This window comes from Arthrobacter sp. NEB 688, from assembly GCF_013201035.1.
Lineage (GTDB): Bacteria > Actinomycetota > Actinomycetes > Actinomycetales > Dermatophilaceae > Phycicoccus.
On sequence record NZ_CP053707.1, the window covers coordinates 3,411,583 to 3,428,132 of the forward strand.

Genomic DNA, 16,550 nt, shown 5'->3' on the forward strand with positions numbered 1-16,550 from the left:
CGGCTCGAGACCCCGGAACGTCGACGAGACCCCGGCTCGGAGCCGGGGTCTCGTGGACGTCTCGGGGTGACCCCGAAACGTGGAGGCGGGTGAGGTACGTGGGGCGGTGAAGCGCCTCGGTCAGAGGTTGATCATGTGGCCGGCGATGCCCTCGACGGCCTCCTTGACCGCCTCGGACAGCGTCGGGTGCGCGAAGACGTTGCGCGACACCTCGTCCGCGGTGAGGTCCCACTTCTGCGCGAGGGTCAGCACGGGCAGCAGCTCGGTGACGTCGGGGCCGATCATGTGGGCGCCGATGATCTCGTTGTGCTCGGCGTCGGCGACGATCTTGACGAAGCCGACCGCATCCCCGAGGCCCATCGCCTTGCCGTTGGCGCTGAACGGGAACTTCGCCGTCTTGACGTCGTAGCCCTTCTCCTTGGCCTGCGCCTCGGAGTAGCCGAAGGAGCCGATCTGCGGGTGGCAGTAGGTCGCGCGCGGGATGAAGTCGTACTCGACCGGCATCGTCTCGGCGCCGGAGAGGTGCTCGGCGGCGACGACGCCCTGGGCCTCGGCGACGTGCGCGAGCATCAGCCTCGCGGTGCAGTCGCCGATCGCGTAGACGTTCTCGACGTTCGTGCGGCCGTACTCGTCGATGGCGATGGCGCCGCGCTCGGTCAGCTGCACGCCGGCGGCCTCGAGGCCGTAGCCCTCGGTGCGCGGGGCGAAGCCGATGGCCGACATGAACTTGTCGGCCTCCAGCACCTGCTGGTCGCCGCCCGCGGCGGGCGAGACGGTGACGCGGACGCCGGAGCCGGTGTCCTCGACGGCCTCGACCTTCGTCGAGAGCATGATCTTCACGCCCAGCTTCTTGTAGTGCTTGAGGAGCTCCTTGGAGATCTCCTCGTCCTCGGTCGGAACCATCCGGTCGAGGAACTCGACGATCGTGACGTCGACGCCGAAGTTCTTCATGACGTACGCGAACTCGACCCCGATGGCGCCGGAGCCGGCGATGACCATCGAGCCGGGGAGGTTCTCGTCGAGGATCTGCTCCTCGTAGGTGACGACGTTCTGCGACACCTCGACGCCGGGCAGCATCCGGGTGACGGCGCCGGCCGCGATGATCAGGTGGTCGAAGGTCAGCTGACGGGTCGAGCCGTCGTTGAGCGCGACGTCCATCGAGGTGGCGCTGGTCAGGGTCCCCCAGCCGTCGACCTCCTCGATCTTGTTCTTCTTCATGAGGAAGTGGACGCCCTTGACGATGCCGGCCGACACCTTGCGCGAGCGCGCGTGGGTGGCGCCGTACTTCATCGTCGCCTCGCCCTCGATGCCGAACAGCTCCTTCTCGTGCTGGAGCGTGTGCGCGAGCTCGGCGTTCTTGATGAGCGCCTTCGAGGGGATGCAGCCGACGTTGAGGCAGACCCCGCCCCAGTACTTCTTCTCGACGACCGCGACCTTCTTCCCGAGCTGGGAGGCGCGGATCGCCGCGACGTACCCACCGGGACCAGCACCGAGCACCACGACATCGAAGTCAGCCATGGGTCCCACCCTACTGAGTGGCGGGCGGGTGGCGGTCGGTGGTCCCGGCCAGAGCGGCGGCAGCCGGCTCGATGTCGTCGGCGTGCGCCCGGCGCGCCCGCCAGGCCTCCAGTCCTCGGCGGAGCAGGCCCGTCATCCAGAGGTAGAGGAGCAGGCCGGGCAGGGTCCCGGCGCCCGCGAGCAGCAGCGCGAGCGGGCCGGACTCGAGCAACGGCACCCCCGAGGCCACGAGCCGCAGCCCGGCCTCGACGGCGGCGGTCACGACGAGCGCGGTCACCGCGGCGAGCACGGGGACGTCGCGCAGCGGTGAGCGCAGCCGCCCGCCCGCCCGGTGGATGAGCGAGTGCACCCGCCACAGGCCGACCGCGTTGGCCACCAGCGCCGCCAGGCCGACCCCGACCGACCCGACGACGGGGACGACCGCGGCCGAGAGCAGGATCATGAGGGAGACGGAGACGGCGGTCGCCCGCGCCTCGACGCCCGCGTGCCCGGACGCCACCGCCCACTGGAGCTGCACCTGCGGCAGCAGGGCCACGAGGTGCGCGACGACGAGCAGGGCGGCCACCTCGCCGGGGAGCGACCCCTCGATGGGCAGCCACGCGTTGATGCCGAGGTACGCGGCCGGCACGGCGACGGCGGCCAGCCCGACGACCACCCGCACCCACATCGCCTGGATCCCGTGCGTGACCGAGGCCGCGACCGGTGCCGGCTCGCTCGCGACGACCGCGCCGAGCCGGGCCTGGACCGGCCCGAGGGCGTTGGCCGGCAGCGTGCGGAGGTTCTGCGCGAAGGTCGCCCCCGGCCCGAACGCGGCGACCTCGGTGGGTCGCACCCGCCCGACGAGCAGCAGGAGGCCCTGGGTCGAGAAGACGGTGAGAAGACCCGAGGCCTGGACGCGCCAGGCCGTGCGGGCGAAGTCCCGCGCCTCGTCGGCACCGACCAGCCGGGCCCCGCGCAGCGGCACGAGCCGCAGCGCGCTCGGGACGATGACGAGGGTGGCCACGGCGGTCTGCACGACGTAGGCGAGCGCCACCCCGTCGAGTCCCGCGCCGGCCCGCAGCGTGAGGAACATCGTCACCGCGTACCCGACGTAGCTGAGCAACGTCGCCCCCGCGGTGAGGGCGAACCGCATGTGGCTGTGGAGGAGGGCGACGAGGATCCCGCGCAGCAGGGCCACGGCGACGACGAGGGTGACGACGCGCAGCAGGTGCGTCGTCTCGTCGAGGAGGTCCGGCGGCGTGCTGAAGAAGGCTGCGACCCGGCGGTCGACGACGAGCAGCGGCGCCAGCGTGAGCAGCTGGAGCGCCAGGACAGGGAGGACGAGCGAGACCACGAGGTTGCGTGCGCCCTCGACGTCCCGGCGCGCGGCGAACCCCGAGAAGTACCGCAGCGCCGTCCGGTAGACCCCGCCGTCGACCTGGCCGAAGAACATCGCCACACCGCTCGCGACGAGCCACAGCCCGTACCGCGTCTCGCCGAGCCGGCCGATGACGAACGGGGTGAGGGCGATGTTGACGGCCACCGGCGCGAGCTGCGCGGCGGTCAGCCACGCGGCGCTGCGGCCGATCCGCCCCTCCGACCGGCTCACGTCGGCACCACGGTGGCCCGGAGGAAGTCGCCCATCGCGTCACCGGTGCGCGCGAGGACGAACTCCTCGCAGACGGCCTCCCGGCCCGCGCGGCCCATCGCCCGGCGCCGCTCCGGGTCGTCCTGGAGCGTCGCGACCGCCGCTGCGAGCGCCGCGGCGTTGGTCGGAGGGACGACGAGCCCGTCGACCCCGTGGGTGACGAGCTCACCGACGGCTCCGACGGCGGTCGTCACGACCGGCAGGCCGGAGGCCATCGCCTCCATGAGCACGACGGGCAGGCCCTCGTTGAACGACGACATGACGAAGACGTCGGCGCGCCGCATCTCCTCGACGACCTCGGCCTCGTTCCGTGCTCCCACGAAGATCTCCTCGCCCGGCAGCCCGAGCCCGGCCGCCGAGGCGAGCAGTCGGTCCCGCATCGGGCCCTGTCCCACGACCCGCAGCTCGACGGCGCGCCCCTGCGCCACGAGGTCGGCGACGGCGCGCAGCAGGACCGGAAAGCCCTTGACCGGGTCCAGCCGCCCCACGGTGAGCAGGCGGAGCGGGCGCGCGGACGGCTCGTCGGTGGGCGACCCGCAGGGGGCGAACCGCTGCGGGTCGACCCCCATCCGTACGACGGACAGCCGCGGCCAGTGGGCCTCGTCGACGAAGGGCAGGACCTGCGCCTTGCAGTAGTCGCTGATGCAGGCGACGGCGTGGGCGTCGGTGATCTTGGCGGCGATGTCCCACTGCTCGATCTTGCTGAACTCCGCCGACCCGTGGAGGCTCAGCGTCCACCGCCACGAGCCCGGACCGTCGACGGCGTCACCCATCCGGCAGGCGAGCCGGGCGACGTCCGCCGGGACGTTGGCGTGGTGCACGTGCACGTGGCGCAGGCCGCGACGGGCCATGGCCTCGAAGAGCACCGCGGCCTCGCCGAGGTAGAACAGCTGCCAGAGCCTCGCGCGCGGGGTCCGGTCGCCCCAGGCGAGGGCCGCCCGCAGGCCGGCGAGGGCCGCGCGCGGTCGGCGGGCGAGCGCGAGGAGCGCCCGCGCCGCTCCCCCGGCGCCACCACCCACGAGCGCCGTCGTCCGCGCGGCCTCCTCACGCATCGGGTCGGACACGAGGTCCTCGGCGGGCGTGGGACGGATGGCGAAGGTGCTGACTTCGAAGCCGCGCTCGCGCAGCGCCGCGACCTCGCGGGCGATGAAGGTGTGGGAGATCGCGGGGTAGCGCGTCGTCAGGTACGCGACCCGGCGCGTCCCGGCCGCAGCGGTCGTCTCGACCGCCGCGGTCGCCCCGCTCGCCGCGTCGCTCACGAGCCCTGCCTCGCCGTCGTGTCCGTCGCCCAGCCCCCCGAGCCGCGCACCGCGCGCGCCCGCAGACGGGCGGTCACGGCGACGGCCCCGAAGACCGTGAGGTCGGCGAGGAGGAGCGGACGCCGCACGAGCAGGCCCGCGAGCGAGGCGATCGTCTGCCGCGTGGTGCGACCCGGACCTGCGGCGCCGGTCCCGGCGGCGGGCGCCGCGGAGGCGTTGCCACGGGCCACCCGCGTCCGCACCCGGACGAGGGAGGCGAGGTCCCGCGGCGGCCAGACCCGCACCTCTCCCGCCGCCCGCACCCGCTCGTCGACGCCGAACCGGGAGCTGACGAACAGGTCGTCCGCGTGCAGGTCGGGGAAGCGGTCGAAGCGTCGACGGCCGGCCGCCGAGACCGCGTAGAGGCCGTGCCCGACGACCCCGTCCCGGGTCGCGGGGACGAGGGCCTGGACCCGGTAGTGGGCGCGGACCGGCCACGAGCAGCCGGTGAGGTCGTACGCCACGCGCGGCGCGCACACGAGCGGGTCGGTGCCCGAGACGAGGCGGACGACGTCGGTGAGCCCCTCGGCGTCGACCCGCACGTCGGCGTCCAGGTAGACCCGCGCGGCCCCGCGGGCGGCCGCGTCGCCCGCGTTGAGCGCCTCGACCTTCGACCCGACGGGGTGCTCGACGACCGTGACCCACGGGTGCGCGCGCGCGACCTCCGCGGTGCGGTCGGTGCACCCGTTGGCGACGACGACGACGTCGAGCGCGAGCGGGCCGACGAGCGGCTCGAGGCCCGCGAGGCAGCGCGGCAGCCGGGACTCCTCGTCGTGCGCCGGGATGACCACGCTCACCCCACCTCTGGGCGTCCCCTCGTCAGGCACGGTTACCCTCCCCGTCGAGCCGGCTGCGCAGCACCCGCGCCGGGACGCCGCCGACGACGCTGAAGGCGGGGACGTCACGCGTCACGACGGCCCCCGCGGCGAGGACGGAGCCCCGGCCGACGGTGACGCCGGCGGTGATCGTGACGTTGGCCCCGATCCACACGTCGTCCTCGACCCGGATGGGCCGGTCCTCGGCGAAGCCCTGGACGTTCATCGGCACGTCGGTGCGCGGGAACGCGTGGTCGCGGCTGAGCATCGTGCAGCGCGGACCCATCATCACGTCGTCCCCGATGCTGATCGTGCCGTGCAGGTCGCAGTCGACACCGAGCCCGCTGCGCGAGCCGAGCGATATCCCTCTGCCGGAGCCGAACCGAGCCCCGGACTCGACGTTGACGTCGTCGCCCGCGCGGTCGAGCAGAGCGCCCGCGAGCCGTCCGCGCATCGTGCGGCCGAGGCTCCCTCCGGGCGCGGTGCTGCGTGGCAGCCGTCGCGCCCACCCGTAGTACGCCACGTAGGCGAGCCCGCGCCTCAGCACGCCGGCTCCCGCGTGCCGACCGTGTCGGCCCCGGAGGTCGACGACGCGCCGACCCGACGCAGCTGCGCCTCCCGGGCCACGTGCCGCGCGCGCATCGCCCGGGCAGCACCGGGGACGAAGCCCACGACGAGGGCGTGCAGCCGCGCGCGCCGGTCCTCGACGAGCAGCGGCAGGATGCGACGGTGGTGCCGCTTGGCCTGCCGGATGTCCCCCGCCGCGAGCGCGTCCGCGCCGAGGGCGGCCAGCCGCTGGGAGGAGACCCCCTCGCCACGACGGCGCAGGTAGCGGCGCTCCTCGTCCGTGAGGACGCCGTGCCACAGCTCCTTTGCGCGGCGGGCCACGAGGCGCTCGCCGGCGTCGAACCGCCCGGCGTCCGTGGACAGGGAGCCGGCCGACATCCGGTAGATGGCCGAGGGCCGGGACTGCTCGACGACGCGCCACCCCGCGAAGACCGCGCGGAGCCACAGGTCCCAGTCCTCCAGCTGGCGCAGCTCCTCGTCGAACCCGCCGACCTCGTCGAACAGCCGCCGGGGGAAGACCGAGAAGATGCCCACGAAGTTGCGCTGCAGGATGGTGAGGCGCTGACGGTCCGGGGCGGGCACCTTGCCGCGCAGGAGGGTCCGGCCCGGCACGATGCCGACCGCGGTGGAGAGCAGCGCGTCGTTCGTCACGATCGTGCGCTCCGGGCTCGCGGCCAGCAGGGCCACGCTGCGCGAGACCATCGCCGGCAGGAGCTGGTCGTCGGCGTCGCAGAAGGCGATGAGGTCACCGCGGGCGGCGCGGACCCCGCGGTTGCGCGCCGCGGCCGCTCCCGCGTTGGGGCCGGTCAGCACGGTGACGAGGTCGCCGTAGCCGCGGCACACGGCGAGCGTCCGGTCCGTCGAGCCGTCGTCGACGACGACGAGCTCGACGTCAGGGTGGTCCTGCTGGAGCACGCTGGAGATGGCGGCGCCGATGGTCCGCTCGGCGTTGTAGGCGGCCATGACCACGGTCACCCGGGCCGGTCCTGCGGTGTCCACGCTCACGCGAGCGCCTCCTCTGACGGGGTCGTGCGTCGTGACGTGACGGGGACGGCGGCCGAGCCGAGGGCCACCCCGGCGACGAGCCAGGCGACGAAGGTCGGGAACGGCGTCGCCATCGGGCCGAAGAACCCTCCGACGACCCAGACGGTCAGGCAGGCGACCGACAGCACCCGCCAGACGGCGAGGTCACCCTGCGGCCGCTGCCCCAGGACGGCGAACGGACCGAGGACGAGGACGGCGACGAAGCAGACGGCGGCGGGGATGCCCAGCTCGGCCGCGCGCGACAGCAGCACGTTGTGCACCTCGATGACGACGTTGTTGATCGGGTAGGTGTCCGCCTGGCGCACCCACTCGGCCGCCTCGGGGAAGAAGCGTCGCCAGCCGATGCCCGTCCACGGCAGGTCGGCGAGGATCCGTCCGGCGGCCTCGTTGCTGCCGAGGCGGTCGTAGACGGGGCGCGCGTCGGACCCACGCTCGGTGAGGACCGTCGAGGCGGCGGGAACCGCGGCGAGGAGCGAGAAGAGGCCCACGCCGCCGGCGACCACGACCGAGGTGATGACGCGGCGCAGGGCGGGTGCGAGGACGAACGCCACGACGAGGGCGAGCGCGGCGGCGATCCACATGGCCCGGGTGAGGGCCAGCCCGACGCCCACGAGGTCGAGCAGTGCGACCGCGCCGGCGAGCGTGCGCCACCGGGGCCGGCGCACCGCGAGGGCGACCGCGGCGGCCCCGCAGAGCGCGAGGGCGGCGCCCATCCCCTCGGGCGACAGGAACGGTCCCCGCGCGCGGCCGAAGCCGAGGCCGATGTCTGGGTCGACGACGTAGCGGGGCAGGACGAGCCCCGGTTCGGCGATCTCGAGCAGGGCGGTCAGGCCCAGCCAGAGCCCGATCGCGGTGAGCACGGCCAGCAGGAGGTCGCGCCGCTCCGGCGTGGAGAACACGACCCCGCCGAGGGCGAAGAGGACGAAGGGCATCGCCACCCGGTCGACGAACCCGTACACGGCGACGGAGTCGAACGGCTCCGGGTGGGTGAGCATCGACAGCAGGACCCAGGCGGAGAACGCGAGCATCAGCCACTCGACGCGCGCGGGCACGGCCCGGCGTCGCCCCTCCAGCAGCGCCATCAGGATCGCGGCCCCGAGGAGGAGGCGGTCCGGGCCGAGGGGCAGGCCGATCCGCCAGGCGTTGCCGGAGAACAGGTTCGACGCCAGCCCGGCGAGCACCAGCAGCGGGACGAGGGCCACGCCCCGCGCGGTGGCGAGGCCGGGGACGAGGCGCCGTCCGCGCGGGACAGGGCGCGCGTCAGGCCGCAGGACCGTCGACACGTCGAGCCCTGGAGGAGCGCGCGGGCCGACGACCGTCGAGCACCCGGACGAGGACGAGGGCGACGAGGACCCCGAGCCCGAGCCCCACGAGCGCCAGCCGCTGCGTCGCGGCGGACCGGTCGGACCCCACGACCTGCCCACCGCTGCCGACGAGGCTGAGCTGCGCCTCGGTCGACTGCTGCGACACCAGCCGCCGGTAGCGGTCCTGGAGCCCGCCGAGGACGAGGGCGGCCCGGGCGGCGTCCTGGTCGGCCTTCACCTTGGCGGCCCGTGCGTCGGCGAGGTCGGGGTCGTCCGCCGAGCGGCTCTCCCGCAGCTCGACGACCGTGGCGGTCGCGTCGTCCAGCGCCGTGTCCGCCTCGCGCACCGCCAGGGACTGCTCGACCGCCTGGTCGAGCACCGCGTCGGCGTCCTGCGCCTGCGCCGCGGCATCGACCTGAGCCCGCAGCGTCTCGGCGGTCGCCTCGACGGCGGCCAGCGCCGTCCGTGCCTCCCCGGAGGTGGCCTCGACCCGCAGGACGTTGGACTCGGGGAACGGCGACGCCGTGACCGAGTCGGTGCCGGCGGGCAGGCGCAGCCCGACGACGCCGGCGGAGGTGACCCAGCGGGCGTAGTTCGCCGCCATCGAGGCGGAGGCCGTGGGGAACCCCGGGATGTTGAGGTCGCTCATCGACCCGCTGCCCACCGCCAGCCGCGCCTCGGCCGTGTACGTGGGCGGCACCGCCAGACCGACGCCCGCGCCGATGGCGGCCCCGACGACGGCCAGGGGCACGACGAGGCGCCAGCGCCCCGTCACCCGGCCCACGCTCCAGTAGTCCGCGCCCTGCTCGTCCGCCATGCTCTCCCCGCCCCGGTCCCTGCCACCGACACGAAGCTCACCCCCCGTGCGACGGAGACAGTACCCGAGCCGTCACGGGCCCTCCGACCACTTCCGCGCCCGTCGACGTCCCCATTTGTGGGGACTCTCGCAGGGCCCCCGGACGTGACATCGTCTCGGCCCGTCGGGGATGGGCGATGGAGGGGGAAGGTCATGCGGTCACGTCTCGAGGAGCTGCGCGGGAGGCGTGTGCTCCTCGCTGCGTCCACGGGAGGGCACCTCGCCCAGCTCGTCAAGCTGGCGCCGGTCCTGGGGGTCGCACCGGACAGCCCCTGGCTGACCTTCGACACGCCGCAGAGTCGGGATCTGCTGGTGGACAGGGAAGTTCACTACGTCCCGTACATCGGGCCGCGCGACTTCCTGGCGACGGCCAAGGCCGTCCCGACGGCGTCGCGCCTGCTCCGGACGGTCGACGGCGCGCTCTCCACGGGCGCCGCCCTGGCCACCGCCGTCCTCACCCCCGCCACGGCGCGCAGGATGCCGGCGGTCTACCTCGAGAGCGTGTCGCGGGTCCGCGGCCCGTCGCTCACCGGGCGGATGGTCGCCACCAACCCCCGGGTCGGGCTCTACACGCAGCACCCCGGATGGGCCTCGTCGCCCTGGCGTCTCGGGCCGACCGTCCTGTCCACCTACGAGCGGACCCCCACCACGCGCCCCGACGCGCCCCTGCGGGTGCTCGTGACGGTGGGCACCATCGAGCCCTTCCGGTTCGACCGGCTGGTCGACCTCGTCCTCGGGCTCGTCCGGCGGCGACCCCAGACGCAGGTGACGTGGCAGCTCGGCGCCTCGCACCGCGAGGGCCTGCCCGGCACGGCGTCGCGCTACCTGCCCGCGGACGAGTTCGCGAGCGAGCTGCGTCGCGCCGACGTCGTCGTGTCGCACGCGGGGGTCGGGACCGCGATGGAGATCCTCGACGCCGGACGCGTCCCCGTGCTGCTCCCCCGTCTGGCCCACCTCGAGGAGCACGTGGACGACCACCAGCAGCAGATCTTCGACCTGCTCGTCGGCCGTGACCTCGCCGCGGACGCCTCCGTCGTCCTGCGTGACCCGGACGCGGTCGAGGAGCTCGCCCGCTGGCGCGTCGGGGCCGGGGCCGCGCCGTCCGGCACCATGGCCGGATGAGCCTCAACCGCCTCCGGGCCGCCCGTCGCGTCGCCGTCCGGTCCAAGGTCGCCTACCTGCGCCGGGTCTGGCACATGGACATCCACCCCACGGTCGAGATGTCGCTCTCGGCCTCGTTCGACCTCACCCACCCGGCGGGGATCCACGTCGGGGAGCACACCTACGTCGCGTTCGACGTGAAGGTCCTCGCCCACGACATGATCCGGGGCCTCTACGCCGACACCCGGATCGGGAGCCACTGCTTCATCGGCGGGCGGTCGATCGTCCTGCCCGGGGTGACCATCGGCGACCACTGCGTCGTGGGCGCGGGGTCCGTCGTCACCAAGGACGTGCCGTCCGGGAGCATCGTCGCGGGCAACCCCGCACGGCTCCTCTACACCGACGTCAGGACCGTCGAGTACGGCTACCTCGTGGCCGAGCACACGCCGACCCGGGTGCGCGACGAGGACCTCGTCACGGGCTGAGCCCGACCGTGCGGTGGGTGGTCGGGGAGGCACCCGCATCGACCGGCCTCTCGCTCAGCCCAGCCCGCGCAGGGTGAGGTGCACCGCACGCGTCACCGGCGCGGCGGTCGAGCCACCGGTGCCGCCCTGAGCGACGACCGCGGCGACCACCCAGCGCGGCCGGCCGGCCGGCGCGTAGGACACGAACCACGACGTGTCGCGCTTCCCGACGACCTCGCCGGTCCCCGTCTTGCCGGCGACCGGCCAGTCGGCCGGCATCCCGGCGAACACCGGCGCGGCCGTGCCCGAGGTGACGACGCTGCGCAGCGCGGCGCGCAGGTAGCGGTCGGTCGCGGGGCTCATCGGCGCGCGGCGGGTCGGCCCGGCCTCGACGGCGGTCCGCTCCCCCGTCACCGGGTCGACGAGCGCCGCTCCGACGCGCGGGGTGCGCACGGTGCCGCCGTCGGCGATCGCGCCGTACGCGACGGCCATCTGGAGCGGTGTCGCGAGGACGTCGCCCTGGCCGATGGAGAAGTTGGCCGCGTCGCCGGCCCTCAGCTGCCAGCCGGTCGCGCAGTTCTCGCGGGCGACCTCGGTGAGGAAGCGCCGCCGCTCGCGGTCGCCGACCTCCGGGTAGCCGGTGCGGGCGCGCCGGCACAGGTCGTCCTTCTGCTGCTCCCACTGCGCCCGCCGCCACGTGCGGTCGGGCACGCGCCCCGGCGACTCGCTCGGCAGGTCGATGCCGGTGGCGCTGCCCATCCCGAGCCCGCGGGCGGTCGAGGCGAAGGGGTCGCGGGTGGAGGCCGGCGCGTCCGGGCCGCCCTGGCGCCGCCACGCGTCGTGCGCGAGCCGGTAGAAGACGGTGTCGCAGGAGACCTCGATCGCGGTGGCGAGGCTGATGCGCCCGCGCGGCTCGGTCTCGAAGTTGTGGAAGTCGCGGTCGCCGATGCGGTAGACCGCCGGGCAGTCGTAGGTGGCGCTCAGCGAGCGCCCGTCGCGGACGGCCGCCGCGACCGAGGCGGGCTTCATCGTGCTGGCGGGGGCGAACCCGACGTCGGTGGCGCGCGAGAGCATCGGGGTGCCGGCGGCGGGGTCGGTGAGCCGGCGGTAGTCGGCGGACGAGATGCCGCCCGTCCACACGTTGGGGTCGTACGTCGGCAGGCTGGCGAGCGCCGCCACCGCGCCGGAGCGTGGGTCGAGCACGACGACGGCGCCGGAGTCGGCGGGCCAGCCCCGGCCACGCGCCCCGCGCATCTCGGTGTCGAGCGCCTTCTCGGCGCGCGCCTGGACCACCGCATCGAGGGACGTGACGAGGTCGCGCCCCGGCACCGGCTCGACGCGGGAGACCACCCCGGTCACGAGGCCGCGCGCGTCGACCGAGACGATCGTGCGGCCGGGGGTGCCGCGCAGCGCCCGGTCGTACTGCTGCTCCAGGCCGGCCCGGCCGACGAGGTCGTCCGCGTCCAGCGTCGGGTCGGCCGCGAGGTCGGCCTCGCTCGCCCGCCCGAGGTAGCCGAGCACCTGGGCCGCCTGCGCGCCGGCCGGCCGCGGGTAGGTCCGCACCGGGACGGACGTGACCGCGACGCCCGGGAAGCGGTCGGGCCGCTCGACGAGCGAGAGGGCCCGCGCGGGGTCGACGTCGACGGCGAGCGGGACCGGCACCTGCGGGGAGCCCGCCCAGCAGGCCGGCGCCGCGGGCGCGCCGTCCTCGCCGCAGAGCCAGAGGCGCCCGAGCAGGTCGTCGGCCGGTCGTCCGAGCACCCGGGCGACCTCGCGCACCTCGGCCCGGACGGCGTCGAGGTCGTCGGCGACGACCCGGCGCTCGAGGGTGACGACAGTGCTCGTCCGGTTGCCGGCGAGCTCGCGGCCGTGGGCGTCGAGGATGCGCCCGCGCAGCGCGGGCACGACGACGGTGCGGGTGTCGAGGGCGGCCGCGCGGGCGGTCAGGTCGTCGGCCTGCGCGAGCTGCACCTCCCCGAGCCGGGCGACGAGCCCGGCGAAGGCGAGGACGACGGCGACGAGCACCGCGGTGACGCGGCCGCGTCGTCCGACGGGGCTCATCCGAACCTCCGGCGGAGCACCGCCCGCTCGGCCCGCACGACGAGCGGGACGAGGAGGGCGGCGGCGGTGGCGGTCAGCAGGACGCGGAGGGCGACCTCGGCGAGGTCGACCGGCGCCTGGACCGACAGGGCGCGCACGACGTCGACCCCCTCGACGACGCCCGACACCACGAGCGCGGCCCCGGCGACGCGCGGCGCACCGACCGGCCCCTCGACGCGCAGCATGCCGACGAGCAGGCCGGCGCCGGCGTAGGCCAGCGCGTGCATCCCGAGGAGACCGGACCCGGGCGGCACGAGGTCGAGCGCCCAGCCCCCGGCCAGCCCGGCGACGGCGCCGGCGACCGGCCCGCGCCACAGCGCCCAGGCGACGACGAGGACCGCGACGAGGTCCGGGACGGGACGGACGTGACGGGCGGCCAGCGCGGCGAGGAGCACGGCCGCGACGACGAGGACGACGCCGCGCACCGCGAGGCCGAGGGGACGCATCAGCCGCCCGCCGTCGCGGACGGGCGGGGCTGTGCGCGAGGGGGACCCAGCACGACGCCGACGACGTCGAGGCTCGAAGGCTCGACGGCAGGGGTGACGACCCCGCCGGCGGAGAGGCGGCCCCGGGCGTCGTCGACCGCGGTGACGGTGCCCACGACGAGACCCGCCGGGAAGGGGCGCCCACCGGGGCTGCCGAGGGTCGTCACGGTGTCGCCGGTGGCGACCGAGCCGCCGGCCACGGGGGCCAGGGCGAGGGTCCCGGGTGCCGGGGCGGGCGAGCCCGGGGGGGCCGCGGCGGACGCCTCCCCGAGCACGCCCCGCGGGCCGACGCGGACACCGACGACGACCTCGGGGCCGCCGAGCAGCAGGACGTCGCTCGTCCACGGCCCGACCGACACGACCCGGCCCACGAGCCCGTCCGCGGTGACGACCGCGCGGTCCACCTCGACCCCGTCGCGGGCCCCGGCGTCGAGGGTCACCCGCTCGGGTCCGGCGGGGCCGGACGGGCCGACGCCCACGACCCGCGCCGCGACGACGGGCAGCCCGCGCAGCGCGGGGGCGTCGAGCATCCCCTGCGCCCGTCCGGCGGCGGCGAGGCGCTGCTCGGTGTCGGCGAGGCGCGCGGCGAGCCGGGTGTTCTCGGCCCGCAGCCGCGAGACCTCGTCGTCGCGGGGCCCGACGGCCCGCTCGAGCGGCCCCAGCCCGGCGGCCGCGAGCCCGCGCACCGGCGCGGTGTCGACGGCGCCGGAGAGGTCGAGCGCGAGGACGAGCCCGGTCGCCAGCACGAGGGTCGCCGCGACGCGCCGGCCGCGCGGGTGGCGTCGGTCGCGGGTCACGGCCGTCGGGTGTCGACGAGGACGCGCTCGAGCGTGGCGAGCTCCTCGACGCACCGGCCGGCGCCGCGGGCCACGGCGTGCAGGGGGTCCTCGGCCGCCCGCACGGGCACGCCGAGCTCGTGCGAGAGGCGCTCGTCGAGACCGCGCAGGAGGGCGCCGCCACCGGTCAGGGCGATGCCGCGGTCGACGACGTCGCCGGCGAGCTCGGGCGGGCAGACGTCGAGGACGGACCGGACGAGGTCGACGATCCGGGCGACCGGGGTCTCGATGGCGCGCCGGACCTCGGCCGACCCGATGCTCACCGTCTTCGGGAGCCCCGTCACGAGGTCGCGGCCGCGGACTCGCTCGGAGAGCTCCTCGACGAGCGGGAACGCCGAGCCGACGGCGATCTTCAGCCGCTCGGCGCTGGACTCCCCGAGCAGCAGCGAGTACTCGGCCTTGACGAACGAGACGAGGGACTCGTCGATCTCGTCCCCGCCGATGCGCACGGTGCGGCTGACGACGATGCCGCCCAGGCTGATGACGCCGACGTCGGTCGTGCCCCCGCCGATGTCGACGACCATCGAGGCCTCGGTGCCCTCGACGGGCAGGCCGGCGCCGATCGCGGCGGCCATCGTCTCCTCGACGACGTGGACGCGGCGGGCGCCCGAGCGCAGCGTGGCGTCCTCGAGCGCGCGCCGCTCGACGCTCGTGATGTCGCTCGGCACGCAGACGACGACGCGCGGCCGGCGCAGCCGCGAGGGCGCGACCCGGTCGACGAACCAGCGGATCATCCGCTCGGTGACGTCGGCGTCCGAGATGACGCCGTCGCGCAGCGGCCGGACCGCGGTGACGGCCTCGGGGGTGCGGCCGAGCATCTCCTTGGCGCGGCGGCCCGCGGCGACGAGCTCGCCGGTGCCCGCGCGCACGGCGACGACCGACGGCTCGTCGAGGACGACGCCGCGGCCGCGCTCGTAGACGACGGTGTTGGCGGTCCCGAGGTCGATGGCGAGGTCCCTCCCCCGCCACCATCCCGTCGACCAGCCGCTCATGGCGAGCAGGCTAGGCGGCGCGCGTCGCCCGGCCCGGGACGCAACGCCGGGGACGCCCGAGGCGCTGCGCCATCCCGGCGCCTGGTGTGACGGGAGTGACCCGAGGGACTGCCGGGGCGCGCGGGAGTGGCCTTCTTGCGGCCTCCCCCGACACGGCTGCGCCTCACCCGACAACGGTTCTCGGGTGAGGCGCGGGCGTATCGGGTCACCCGATACGCGGGGGGCACGAGGGGCCGTTGTGGCACCCGGGGTGCGTGGGGCGGGAGGTGCGGCGGCGGGCCCGTGGTGCGCCCGGGATCCCGGGCGCGGGTGGGGCTCAGAGCTCGGGGAACCAGATGGCGATCTCGTGCGCGGCCGACTCCGGGGAGTCCGAGCCGTGGACGATGTTCTTCTGGACCTTGGCACCCCAGTCGCGGCCGAGGTCGCCGCGGATCGAGCCGGGCGCGGCCTTCGTGGGGTCGGTGGCGCCGGCGAGCGCGCGGAACCCGGCGATGCACTGCTCGCCCTCGATGACGACCGCGGTGACCGGGCCGGAGGACATGAACTCGACGAGCGGCTCGAAGAACGGCTTGCCCTCGTGCTCGGCGTAGTGGCGGTGCAGCATGTCGGTCGTCGGGCTGACGACCGCGAGGGCGGCGAGGCGGTAGCCCTTGGCCTCGATGCGGCGCAGCACCTCACCGGTGAGGCCGCGGGCGTAGCCGTCGGGCTTGACGAGGACGAGCGAGCGTTCAGTGGTCACGCGGGCAGCCTAGTCCGCGGCGACGGGTCCCCCGGCCGCCACCTCGGCCTCGTGCCGCGCGACGAGCGCGTCGGCCTTGACCCCCTGGACGAGGAGCAGGACCCACAGGGCCGTGAAGACCACCGCGACACCGATCATCGCCGGGACGAGGAGCGCGCTGAGCCAGGTCGCGAGCTGGACGAGCCAGCCGAGGGTGATGCCGTACGGGCGGCGCATCAGCCCACCGGCGACGACGGCGGCGAGCGCGAGCCCGAGCCCGACCCAGAGCAGGCGACCGCCGTCGGCGGCGCGGCCGTCGGCGATGGCCTGGGCGCGCACGACGAGCGCGAAGAACGACAGCACGACCGCCTGCCCGACGAGCGCGACGGCGAGCAGCCGGAAGGTCAGCTTCCCCTGCGTGCCGTAGAGGTGCAGGTTCCTCATCGGGCGGGGCCGCCGTGCTTCCAGCGGTAGGTCTCGACGGCGGCCTTGGACTGCGCGAGCCCGGCGCCGGTCGCGGCCCGGTAGTGCTTGATCGCGGCGACGGCCTGCCCCTGGGCGAGCGAGGCGTCGATGACCTGCCGGACGTCGGGCGCGAGCTCCTCGACCGGGGTGAACGTCACGTCGGCGCCGCCCTGCTGGGCCCGCACCGCGCGCACGACGTACCAGACGGCCACGAGCACGGCCACGACGAGCACGAGCTTGAGGAGGGGACTCATGCCCCCAGCGTAGGTGCCCGTCCCCGGCCGCCCTGACATCCGTCACGCGCGGTCCGTGCCCGGACGTCACCCCGGGGTCGTGATGGCCGTCGGGGGCGCGGGCGGC

At 75.5% G+C, this 16,550-nt stretch carries 17 protein-coding genes; 2 read left to right on the forward strand and 15 right to left on the reverse strand.

Features of this window, described 5'->3' with window-relative positions:
- Positions 1 to 120: 120 nt before the first annotated feature.
- Genes lpdA through HL663_RS16105 form a run of 8 tightly spaced genes read right to left on the reverse strand, consistent with a single transcriptional unit; the run spans position 121 to position 8,990 of the window.
- Positions 121 to 1,518: a dihydrolipoyl dehydrogenase gene (gene lpdA / locus HL663_RS16070; protein ID WP_173029306.1), complete on the reverse strand. Its 1,398-nt coding sequence runs from the start codon at positions 1,516 to 1,518 to the stop codon at positions 121 to 123.
- Positions 1,519 to 1,528: 10 nt separating this feature from the next.
- Positions 1,529 to 3,106, reverse strand: coding sequence for an MATE family efflux transporter (locus HL663_RS16075; RefSeq protein WP_173029307.1), 1,578 nt, complete (start codon positions 3,104 to 3,106; stop codon positions 1,529 to 1,531).
- On the reverse strand, positions 3,103 to 4,404 hold the full coding sequence (locus HL663_RS16080) for a glycosyltransferase family 4 protein (protein WP_173029308.1): 1,302 nt from the start codon (positions 4,402 to 4,404) through the stop codon (positions 3,103 to 3,105). Before HL663_RS16080 ends, HL663_RS16075 begins: the two co-directional genes overlap by 4 nt.
- The gene (locus HL663_RS16085) at positions 4,401 to 5,240 is read right to left on the reverse strand and encodes a glycosyltransferase family 2 protein (RefSeq protein WP_173029309.1); all 840 of its coding nucleotides are present in this window, start codon (positions 5,238 to 5,240) and stop codon (positions 4,401 to 4,403) included. Before HL663_RS16085 ends, HL663_RS16080 begins: the two co-directional genes overlap by 4 nt.
- A gap of 22 nt (positions 5,241 to 5,262) precedes the next feature.
- Positions 5,263 to 5,805, reverse strand: coding sequence for an acyltransferase (locus HL663_RS16090; RefSeq protein ID WP_286175718.1), 543 nt, complete (start codon positions 5,803 to 5,805; stop codon positions 5,263 to 5,265).
- Complete coding sequence (locus HL663_RS16095; RefSeq protein WP_173029310.1) at positions 5,799 to 6,830, reverse strand: glycosyltransferase; 1,032 nt, start codon at positions 6,828 to 6,830, stop codon at positions 5,799 to 5,801. The genes HL663_RS16090 and HL663_RS16095 overlap by 7 nt, the downstream gene beginning before the upstream one ends.
- Complete coding sequence (locus tag HL663_RS16100; protein WP_173029311.1) at positions 6,827 to 8,152, reverse strand: O-antigen ligase family protein; 1,326 nt, start codon at positions 8,150 to 8,152, stop codon at positions 6,827 to 6,829. Before HL663_RS16100 ends, HL663_RS16095 begins: the two co-directional genes overlap by 4 nt.
- A complete protein-coding gene (locus HL663_RS16105; protein ID WP_173029312.1) occupies positions 8,130 to 8,990 on the reverse strand; it encodes a YveK family protein in 861 nt (286 codons plus the stop codon). Before HL663_RS16105 ends, HL663_RS16100 begins: the two co-directional genes overlap by 23 nt.
- A 192-nt stretch (positions 8,991 to 9,182) precedes the next feature.
- Here HL663_RS16105 and HL663_RS16110 point away from each other — a divergent pair, with 192 nt between their 5' ends.
- Both HL663_RS16110 and HL663_RS16115 read left to right on the forward strand, forming a co-directional pair.
- The gene (locus tag HL663_RS16110; protein ID WP_173029313.1) at positions 9,183 to 10,151 is read left to right on the forward strand and encodes a glycosyltransferase; all 969 of its coding nucleotides are present in this window, start codon (positions 9,183 to 9,185) and stop codon (positions 10,149 to 10,151) included.
- Entirely contained in the window at positions 10,148 to 10,615 is a 468-nt protein-coding gene (locus HL663_RS16115; RefSeq protein WP_173029314.1) for an acyltransferase, read from the forward strand. The genes HL663_RS16110 and HL663_RS16115 overlap by 4 nt, the downstream gene beginning before the upstream one ends.
- Before the next feature lie 54 nt (positions 10,616 to 10,669).
- Here HL663_RS16115 and mrdA read toward each other — a convergent pair whose 3' ends face one another.
- From mrdA to HL663_RS16150, 7 genes are all read right to left on the reverse strand, one after another.
- Positions 10,670 to 12,655 carry a penicillin-binding protein 2 gene (mrdA, locus tag HL663_RS16120; protein WP_173029315.1) on the reverse strand — a complete coding sequence of 662 codons (1,986 nt, stop codon included), beginning with the start codon at positions 12,653 to 12,655 and terminating at the stop codon, positions 10,670 to 10,672.
- Complete coding sequence (locus tag HL663_RS16125) at positions 12,652 to 13,140, reverse strand: hypothetical protein (RefSeq protein ID WP_173029316.1); 489 nt, start codon at positions 13,138 to 13,140, stop codon at positions 12,652 to 12,654. Before HL663_RS16125 ends, mrdA begins: the two co-directional genes overlap by 4 nt.
- The gene (gene mreC / locus HL663_RS16130; protein WP_173029317.1) at positions 13,140 to 13,976 is read right to left on the reverse strand and encodes a rod shape-determining protein MreC; all 837 of its coding nucleotides are present in this window, start codon (positions 13,974 to 13,976) and stop codon (positions 13,140 to 13,142) included. Before mreC ends, HL663_RS16125 begins: the two co-directional genes overlap by 1 nt.
- Positions 13,973 to 15,007, reverse strand: coding sequence for a rod shape-determining protein (locus HL663_RS16135; protein ID WP_173029318.1), 1,035 nt, complete (start codon positions 15,005 to 15,007; stop codon positions 13,973 to 13,975). Before HL663_RS16135 ends, mreC begins: the two co-directional genes overlap by 4 nt.
- 316 nt (positions 15,008 to 15,323) lie before the next feature.
- Complete coding sequence (ndk, locus tag HL663_RS16140; protein WP_173029319.1) at positions 15,324 to 15,746, reverse strand: nucleoside-diphosphate kinase; 423 nt, start codon at positions 15,744 to 15,746, stop codon at positions 15,324 to 15,326.
- A gap of 9 nt (positions 15,747 to 15,755) precedes the next feature.
- Entirely contained in the window at positions 15,756 to 16,169 is a 414-nt protein-coding gene (locus HL663_RS16145; protein ID WP_173029320.1) for a DUF4233 domain-containing protein, read from the reverse strand.
- A complete protein-coding gene (locus tag HL663_RS16150; protein WP_173029321.1) occupies positions 16,166 to 16,444 on the reverse strand; it encodes a hypothetical protein in 279 nt (92 codons plus the stop codon). Before HL663_RS16150 ends, HL663_RS16145 begins: the two co-directional genes overlap by 4 nt.
- Between the last annotated feature and the right edge of the window lie 106 nt (positions 16,445 to 16,550).

Coding starts and splice junctions, on each gene's coding strand:
- lpdA (WP_173029306.1), bottom strand. CDS start 1,518: ATGGCTGACTTCGATGTCGTGGTGCTCGGTGCTGGTCCCGGTGGGTAC.
- HL663_RS16105 (WP_173029312.1), bottom strand. CDS start 8,990: ATGGCGGACGAGCAGGGCGCGGACTACTGGAGCGTGGGCCGGGTGACG.
- HL663_RS16110 (WP_173029313.1), top strand. CDS start 9,183: ATGCGGTCACGTCTCGAGGAGCTGCGCGGGAGGCGTGTGCTCCTCGCT.
- HL663_RS16115 (WP_173029314.1), top strand. CDS start 10,148: ATGAGCCTCAACCGCCTCCGGGCCGCCCGTCGCGTCGCCGTCCGGTCC.
- mrdA (WP_173029315.1), bottom strand. CDS start 12,655: ATGAGCCCCGTCGGACGACGCGGCCGCGTCACCGCGGTGCTCGTCGCC.
- HL663_RS16125 (WP_173029316.1), bottom strand. CDS start 13,140: ATGCGTCCCCTCGGCCTCGCGGTGCGCGGCGTCGTCCTCGTCGTCGCG.
- HL663_RS16135 (WP_173029318.1), bottom strand. CDS start 15,007: ATGAGCGGCTGGTCGACGGGATGGTGGCGGGGGAGGGACCTCGCCATC.
- HL663_RS16145 (WP_173029320.1), bottom strand. CDS start 16,169: ATGAGGAACCTGCACCTCTACGGCACGCAGGGGAAGCTGACCTTCCGG.
- HL663_RS16150 (WP_173029321.1), bottom strand. CDS start 16,444: ATGAGTCCCCTCCTCAAGCTCGTGCTCGTCGTGGCCGTGCTCGTGGCC.